The organism is uncultured Rothia sp. (assembly GCF_937976295.1).
Lineage (GTDB): Bacteria > Actinomycetota > Actinomycetes > Actinomycetales > Micrococcaceae > Rothia.
This window is the reverse complement of the sequence record NZ_CALJRY010000224.1, coordinates 1-7,919: the sequence shown is the minus strand read 5'-3', so window position 1 is coordinate 7,919 and position 7,919 is coordinate 1. Positions and strand designations below refer to the sequence as shown.

The following is a 7,919-nucleotide window of genomic DNA, read 5'->3' as shown; positions in this document are numbered from 1 at the left end:
TCCCCGGTCATTCGGGGAGCCTCACCTGCTTATATATGTCTAGATAGGATGATTGATAAACGTTTCGACAAGTCTATCCACCGTAAACTCTGTTTAGTTCTCACTTACGCCTCTTAGCTTCACTGCCCAGCAGAAGCGAAAAAGATAAAGGACGCAATGAGAATAATAACGTTAGAGAACACGAGCCACTCAAGAAAAAATACTTTTCTAAATTTTCTAGTTGCGATACCGCCTAAGACTGAAATCTGTGCTCCCAGATAATTCATTTTTTCCTCTGCAGTAGCGCAGTTCAGCCCATCTAGAATCCTACTGTCTGAATATGACCCGTAGTAGTAGATATTCTCTTTTCCCTGTCCTTCACGCGTAGCGGATTCTCCATTGTGCTCCTTGACGTACGGTTGCAGGGCAACTATGCCGACCAGCAAAGATACAACGACGGATACAGCAAATAATGCGCTTAAAAATATAGTTATAGGATTCCAAATATTCGGTTTGCTGAGGAACGTTGAAACAAAACCTCCATATGCGGCAACAATAACACCTTGAACAGTCAACAACATCTGAATTTTTGAATCACCGTGTTTAATCAAATCATTAAAATACTGGATAAGTTGCCAACGTTCTTCCCGGTTCAGCCCCAGTGATTCCTCTTTACCAGGGGGATTTCCGTAAGATTTCTGGTCCTCGTAGGACATGCTTGTTCCTCTTTCTTGCAGGCAGTTTCTAGCGTTAGTTTAGCTTGGATATGGCATCTGAACTTTAGGCCACCTATGCGCTATTCGCTTATTACTCTACCCTGTGCTCATCAGAGTGCTCGTTCCTAAGACCAAGGACTAGCCACAAAAGCAGGTGAGGCTCCCCGGTCATTCGGGGGAGCCTCACCTTCTTGTGTGTGGGTCCAAGTGCATGCGGGGCGGGGGTCTACCCTCCCTCGCGGCGTATGACACTAGGACGCACAAGCCTATATAAGCAGCTGACCAGCATAAATAAGCTGATAAGCTAAGCCGTTTATCCCAGTGTAGCGGGTTTAGTCGGCTTAACGCGACGGTTTCGTATCATCTGCCGCAGCCGGCTGGTGACGCTGACGGTACAGAACCACCGCCGAAGAACGCTGACGCGCCGCCGGGCGGGTACCGCGGGCAATATGCACCACATCGCCACTGGTGCCGGCTGCGAACACGCGCTCCGACATTCCCAGCTTCATCTGCGCATCCTCAAGCTGACGCTGCAGCGCCGCAATCTGCTCCTGATGCTGCTCCACGAGGGACTGCAGCTCAATAATGCGGCGAATACCCTCCAGGGAGACGCCCTCCTGCGAGAGCTGCTGAATCTGCTGCAGACGGTTCACGTCACGCTGCGAATAGCGGCGCGCCTTACCCGGCGCACGCGAAGGCTGAACCAGGCCGATACGGTCGTACTGGCGCAGGGTCTGCGGGTGCATGCCCGCCAGCTCAGCCGCCACAGAAATCACGAAAACCGGGCGGTCCACGCTGTGCAGCGGCTCGCTACGACGGGACTTAGATGATGATTCTCGAGATGCCATGGTTTACTTCACCTTCTTCAACAGATCCTTACGCGGGTTTTCCTGCGGTGCCAGCTTGACGAACTGATCGAATGCTTCCTGCGCCTCTGCGCTCAGCTCGGTGGGCAGTACGATTTCGGGGATGACGAGCAGGTCGCCGTCGCCACCCTTAGCCTTGAAGCCGCGGCCCTTAGCGCGCAGGCGACGGCCGACCTGGCCGGGTGCCAGGCGCAGCTTCACGGTGGATGCGTCGGGCAGGGGCACCTCAATCACTGCACCGTCGACGGCCTCGGCGAGGGTGACGGGTGCGCGCATAACCAGGTTGTTGCCCTCACGCGAGTACACGGAGTCATCGGAGACGCGCACGGTGACCTTCAGGTCGCCGCCGCGCAGGCCCTTGCCGCGCAGGCGGACCTTCTGACCGTCCTTAATGCCTGCGGGGATGCGTGCCTCGGTGTGGGAGCCGTCCGGCAGGAACACGGTCACGGTCGCGCCGGTGTATGCCTGGGCGAGGCTGATGCGGGTGCTGGTGGTGCTCTCTTCGGGGGCTGCGTGCTGTGCGCCGCCGAAGCCGCCGCCTCCCATGCCGCCGAAGTCGGCGCTGGTGAAGCCTGCGGAACGTCGGGAGCCGCCGGCACTGCCGCCGAAGAGGCCGCCGAGCAGGTCGTCAATGTTGATGCCTGCGCCGCCGTTGCTGAAGCCGCCGAATGCGTCCGCGCCGGGGTAGCCGGTGTAGCTGCCACCGCCGAAGCCGCCCATGCCCGATGCGCCGTAGCGGCGGATCTGGTCGTACTCTTCGCGCTGCTTCTTATCGGAGAGCACGTCGTATGCTTCCGAGATTTCCTTGAACTTCTTCTCTGCTGCGGCGTCGCCGGGGTTCAGGTCCGGGTGGTACTTGCGGGAGAGCTTGCGGTACGCCTTTTTGATGTCGCTTTCGCTTGCGTCTTCGCTAACGCCCAGTGCCTTGTAGAAGTCGTCAGTTATCCAGTTTTCACTTGCCATGTGTGTTTTCTCCTCTCGCGGTGATGCGCCGCCCTCCTCGGTTACGGGACGGCTTGCAGGGGCACCGCGTGCTTGTCTTAATACTCTATATAAAAGTTTAGTCTACTTGACTCAATTTTGGAAGGGTTGAGCCCAAAAAATAGCACCCCTACAAGCCTTTTAACCACCGCCGCTACATGCCGAGACCACGCACATATCGCAAGCAAACAACAGGGCGGGCACTCCCCCACCAGGGAGAGCACCCGCCCGTCGTTAGTTATTCAGCCAATGCTGAGCCGACCACCTTACGGTGCGACAGCCACAGCCACCTGAGCGGTACGAACCACGCGGTCGTTCACGCGGTAGCCGTAACGCAGAACCATGGAGACATGATCCTCAGCCACCTCATCGGTGGGCTGCTGCAGGACAGCTTCGTGGATGTTCGGGTCGAAGGCGTCGCCTACTTCACCGAAACGCTCCACGCCCTGCTTGCCGAGCAGCTCTTCGAGCTTGGTAGCAATGGAGGCGAAAGGGCCTTCCTGCAGGTCGCCGTGCTTACGTGCGGCGTCGATATCGTCGAGCACCGGCAGCAGCGCGGTCACCAGTTCACTGGTTACGAAGCCTCGCAGCTGCTCCTTTTCGCGGGCGGTGCGGTTCTTGAAGTTAGTGAACTCTGCCTGTAGGCGAAGCAGGGAGTCCAGGCGCTCTGCGGCGAGTGCCGCATCCGCAGATTCTGCTTCTACGGCGTCCTGGAGCTCAGCCTCGACGGCTTCCGCAGCATCTTCGGTGGTTTCGACCGATTCAGCTTCGGGGTGGCCTTCCGCTGCGGGGGCGTTGAATGCCTCCTCCAGCGGGTCGGGGGTGATGTTTTCCTGCTCAGCCATGATTACTTCTTCTCGTCTTCGTCGATAACCTCGGCGTCGACAACGTCCTCATCAGCGGCGGGCTTGGACTCGGATGCCTCAGCCTGTGCTGCTGCGTAGAGTGCCTCACCCAGCTTGGACTGGGATGCCTGCAGCTTCTCGAATGCGGACTTCACTGCTGCGTCGTCCTCACCCTCGAGTGCCTTCTTCAGCTCGTCAACGTCGCCCTGAACCTCGGTCTTGACGTCCTCGGGCAGCTTGTCGCCGTTCTCCTTCAGGAGCTTCTCGACGGAGTATGCGACGGACTCAGCTGCGTTGCGGGTGTCAGCAGCCTCGCGGCGTGCCTTGTCCTGCTCAGCGTGTGCCTCTGCGTCCTTGACCATGCGGTCGATGTCGTCCTTGGAGAGGGAGGTACCGCCGGTGATGGTCATGGACTGCTCAGCGCCGGTGCCCTTGTCCTTTGCGGAGACGTGGACGATGCCGTTTGCGTCGATGTCGAAGGTGACCTCAATCTGGGGCACGCCGCGGGGTGCGGGGGCGATGCCGGTCAGCTCGAAGGTACCCAGGTTCTTGTTGTCGCGAGTGAACTCACGCTCACCCTGGAAGACCTGAATGGTCACGGAGGGCTGGTTGTCCTCTGCGGTGGTGAAGGTCTCGGAACGCTTGGTCGGGATTGCGGTGTTGCGATCGATCAGCTTGGTCATCACGCCGCCCTTGGTCTCGATACCGAGGGAGAGGGGGGTGACGTCGATCAGCAGAACGTCCTTACGGTCGCCCTTCAGAACGCCTGCCTGCAGAGCTGCACCCATTGCCACGACCTCGTCGGGGTTCACGCCCTTGTTGGGCTCGCGGCCGGTGAGCTCCTTGACGAGCTCAGCAACAGCGGGCATACGGGTGGAGCCACCGACCAGGATGACCTCGGAAATCTCGGAGATGGACACGCCAGCTTCCTTGATTACGTCGAGCACGGGCTTCTTGGTGCGCTCGAGCAGGTCGCGGGTCAGTTCCTCGAACTTTGCGCGGGTCAGCTTCTCGTCCAGGTGGATGGGGCCCTCGGGGGTCACGGACAGGTACTGCAGGGAGATGTTGGTGCTAGAAGCGCTGGACAGCTCCTTCTTAGCCTGCTCAGCTGCCTCCTGCAGACGCTGCAGAGCGATCTTGTCCTTGGACAGGTCTGCGCCGGTGTTTGCCTTCACCTGTGCGAGCAGCCACTCGACGATGCGGTGGTCCCAGTCGTCACCACCGAGGCGGTTGTCACCGCTGGTTGCGCGAACCTGAATGGTGGAGAAGCCGTCGTCGTCCTTGCCAACTTCCAGCAGGGAGACGTCGAAGGTACCGCCACCGAGGTCGAAGACCAGGATGAGCTCGTCTTCCTTACCCTTGTCCAGACCGTATGCCAGTGCTGCGGCGGTGGGCTCGTTGACGATACGCAGGACGTTCAGGCCTGCGATCTCGCCGGCTTCCTTGGTTGCCTGACGCTCAGCGTCGTTGAAGTATGCCGGGACGGTGATGACGGCGTCGGTGACGGTGTCGTTCAGGAATGCTTCTGCGTCGCCCTTCAGCTTCATGAGGATACGAGCGGAGATTTCCTGCGGGGTGTACTTCTTGCCGTCAATCTCGGTGGTCCAGTCGGTGCCCATGTGGCGCTTGACGGAGGAGATGGTGCGGTCGACGTTGGTCACTGCCTGACGCTTTGCGACGCTACCGACCAGAACCTCGCCATCCTTGGAGAATGCGACGACGGAGGGGGTGGTGCGAGTGCCCTCTGCGTTAGCGATGACGACCGGGTCGCCACCTTCCAGTGCTGCTACGACCGAGTTGGTGGTACCGAGGTCAATACCTACTGCACGTGCCATATGTTTATTCACTCCTTAGGTGTTAGTGCCCCGCTTCTTCTAATGCGAGGCGGGTTAGTTTGAAAGTTTTGGAGGCGGTCGGTGCTGCGCGTCCAGGTACGTGTGGGGTGGTCTGCGCGGCTGCCTTGAGCCTCATGTACTCAAGTATGCACCTTCTCGGAGGGACTGTCAATAGAGTTGAGCGAAAAAGACTCAACTTTTTTTCGCGGGAACGTGTTAGGGACGGGTTTTTCGGGGCTTCGGAGGGGCGTTTTGCGGGTGATTTTGGGGAGGAGGCGAGGCGCGCATGGGCGGTTTTGCCGCGAAATTCCGGGGTTTTTGGGTGGCGCGAGGGTGCGGCGCGGCGATTCAGCGCACGGCGGACGGCGCCGGGTGCTCGGGCGAAAAATTTTTTAAAAATTTTTTAGAAAGGGGGTGGAAAACCGAAAAATTGGGGTGTGGGAGGGGCCGGAAGGTGGTCTGGGCGCACCTTATATAGGGTGCCGCGGGGCGATTTTTGGGTCTGGAAGCTAGGCCTCTAGTAGCGTTGCTAGAGGTGCAGTGAGACATCAGAGATTCACTCCTCTTATATATATAGAGGGTCTGCTTATGAGCTCCATCGCTCACTCTATAGAGGTATCTCTGCTTGTCCGGTCCGTAATTCCTGAACCCTCACCTGTGGCTTGAGGCTACCCACCTGCCGTATCCTGGTTACGACCATATCCTCTCAAAGTAGATAGGAGAACCCACATGTCCATAATGGATAATAAACCGGATCAACAAAACTGCATACCTTCTCGCTCCTCAGCAACAAATATTCAGCACCCCCTGTATATATCCCTTACCATTCTAAGCCTAATCTTTATATCTATTTCCGCCGTACATTTCCTTGTAAATGATAAAACTCTCCAAACAATCATTCAGGTAATAGCATATATATTGGGGACGGCTATCGGAATAATCCTTTTCTTGATTGCACATCACCAACGTAAAACAAATCATCCTCACGGACTGAAAATCATGATATTTCTCTACATTGCATTCCCTGCACTCTTATTGGGAATTGCATATTTTTTCAAAATCATTGGGGATGTGGGTGCAGTATTGGGATTTGTAATCACCGTAGCACTTGTATTTTATGAAAAATTAGGCAAAAGTAAAGAGTCTGACATCCAAGAAAACCCATCGAATTCTTCTCCTAAATTCGTCCAGGAAAATTCATCTACATCTATCCAGAATAATTTGCCCATATCCATTCAGAATAACAACAATTCCCCCATATCCATTCAGAATAATATTACTACAAATCAGAATGTAACAAATAATATCGACAAGAAATCTGAGCGGGAGAGAGCCACTGCCAAAGCTTACGAAATGCTCGCCTCAAAAGATTCAACGTCTCGAATCTTCGGAGTAAAAATGCTGGTGAACTTGGCTGATTCTTGGCTTGACGATAGTGACCCTACATGTAAAAAAGATGAGGAAAAATGTCAGGATATTATCGATATTCTTTGCGCTTATATTCGTTCACCCTTCCCTCTTGCAGAAAAAATAGAAGAATACGAAGCCCACAAAGAACTAGAAAAGCTCCAGGAATCAGAATCCGAGAAGCTCAGTATAGAAGAGCATTCACGACTCCAGGTCCTACTTAAGCGTTTCAAAGATTCTGATGAATACCAAAAACCTAATGACATTACTGCAGACTATGCAAAGTTCCACGAAGAACAGGCCGTACGCCGTACTATCTTCGCTGAGATAAGCAAGCGCAGCAGCACCTTCGGTAAAGACAATAATGGCAAGATAATCGACACTACTTCAGGAACGTGGAGTGGCTTTGACTTCGACTTCAGCCGAGCGCCTATTTTCTACCCCTTGAACAGCCTCACCATTGAAAAAGCAATCTTCTCTTCTGCCAGATTCTACGGTGATGCAGACTTCGTAGGTACGGAGTTCACCGAAGATGCTGACTTCCTTGATACGGAGTTCACCGGAAATGCAGACTTCGTAGGTGCGAAGTTCACCAGAGGCGCAGACTTCAGGGGCGCAGAGTTCACCGGAAACGCACACTTTGGAGACGCAGACTTCGGGCACGTGAAGTTCGCCGGAAACGCACGCTTCGAGTGTGCGGAGTTCACCGGAAACGCACACTTCGAGGGCGCGGAGTTCACCGGAAACGCAGACTTCGTGCTCGCGGAGTTCATCGGAAACACAGACTTTATGGGTGCGGAGTTCACCGGAAATGCAAACTTCAGGAACTCTACGTTCACCGGAAACGCAAACTTCTGGGGTGCGTATTTCGCCGAAAAGGCATACTTTACGGACGCGAAGTTCACCAGCAACGCAGGCTTCAACGGCGCATATTTCGAAAGATATACACCCACATTTGCAGATATCTTCGGCTCTGCTCTGTTCTCTGCACAGGTGAATCCGCAGGACTACTATTTCGTTGTCAGGCAGGGTAGCAAACCTATCATTTGTGGAACAGCTACGCTCCTCGGTAAGACGTTCAAGATTCCCCTTGGAACGGTACTTTTCGACCCGATGTCCCCAAAGTATAAGGATGGGAATTACAGTGGGCTAAGCGAACCTGCAGAATAAATAGAAGAGTCTGATAATCGGATAGAAAACCCCTCCAAGTAAAGCTTATTAGGAGAAGTCCCGTCTGCACCTTGTGTGCAGGCGGGGCTTCTTTTTTTGCCCAGCGCGAGCGCGCCGGGG

The 7,919-nt window shown here is 55.2% G+C and carries 6 protein-coding genes; 1 reads left to right on the top strand and 5 read right to left on the bottom strand.

All coding sequences use genetic code 11. The features are described 5' to 3' along the window. Positions 1-119: 119 nt before the first annotated feature. From Q0216_RS06005 to dnaK, 5 genes are all read right to left on the bottom strand, one after another. Positions 120-695 carry a Pycsar system effector family protein gene (locus Q0216_RS06005; RefSeq protein WP_298593744.1) on the bottom strand — a complete coding sequence of 192 codons (576 nt, stop codon included), beginning with the start codon at positions 693-695 and terminating at the stop codon, positions 120-122. A gap of 341 nt (positions 696-1,036) precedes the next feature. Continuing rightward, entirely contained in the window at positions 1,037-1,543 is a 507-nt protein-coding gene (locus Q0216_RS06000; protein WP_298593742.1) for a heat shock protein transcriptional repressor HspR, read from the bottom strand. 3 nt (positions 1,544-1,546) lie between these two features. After that, a complete protein-coding gene (locus tag Q0216_RS05995) occupies positions 1,547-2,524 on the bottom strand; it encodes a DnaJ domain-containing protein (protein ID WP_298593740.1) in 978 nt (325 codons plus the stop codon). Between the two features lie 284 nt (positions 2,525-2,808). Further along, complete coding sequence (locus tag Q0216_RS05990) at positions 2,809-3,387, bottom strand: nucleotide exchange factor GrpE (RefSeq protein ID WP_298593738.1); 579 nt, start codon at positions 3,385-3,387, stop codon at positions 2,809-2,811. Positions 3,388-3,389: 2 nt separating this feature from the next. After that, on the bottom strand, positions 3,390-5,222 hold the full coding sequence (dnaK, locus tag Q0216_RS05985; RefSeq protein ID WP_298593737.1) for a molecular chaperone DnaK: 1,833 nt from the start codon (positions 5,220-5,222) through the stop codon (positions 3,390-3,392). A 729-nt stretch (positions 5,223-5,951) separates the two neighbouring features. Here dnaK and Q0216_RS05980 point away from each other — a divergent pair. Beyond that, positions 5,952-7,799, top strand: a complete 1,848-nt coding sequence (locus Q0216_RS05980; protein ID WP_298593735.1) for a pentapeptide repeat-containing protein — start codon at positions 5,952-5,954, stop codon at positions 7,797-7,799. Positions 7,800-7,919 lie beyond the last annotated feature (120 nt).

Coding starts and splice junctions, on each gene's coding strand:
- Q0216_RS05980 (WP_298593735.1), top strand. CDS start 5,952: ATGTCCATAATGGATAATAAACCGGATCAACAAAACTGCATACCTTCT.
- Q0216_RS06005 (WP_298593744.1), bottom strand. CDS start 695: ATGTCCTACGAGGACCAGAAATCTTACGGAAATCCCCCTGGTAAAGAG.
- Q0216_RS05990 (WP_298593738.1), bottom strand. CDS start 3,387: ATGGCTGAGCAGGAAAACATCACCCCCGACCCGCTGGAGGAGGCATTC.
- Q0216_RS05995 (WP_298593740.1), bottom strand. CDS start 2,524: ATGGCAAGTGAAAACTGGATAACTGACGACTTCTACAAGGCACTGGGC.
- Q0216_RS06000 (WP_298593742.1), bottom strand. CDS start 1,543: ATGGCATCTCGAGAATCATCATCTAAGTCCCGTCGTAGCGAGCCGCTG.
- dnaK (WP_298593737.1), bottom strand. CDS start 5,222: ATGGCACGTGCAGTAGGTATTGACCTCGGTACCACCAACTCGGTCGTA.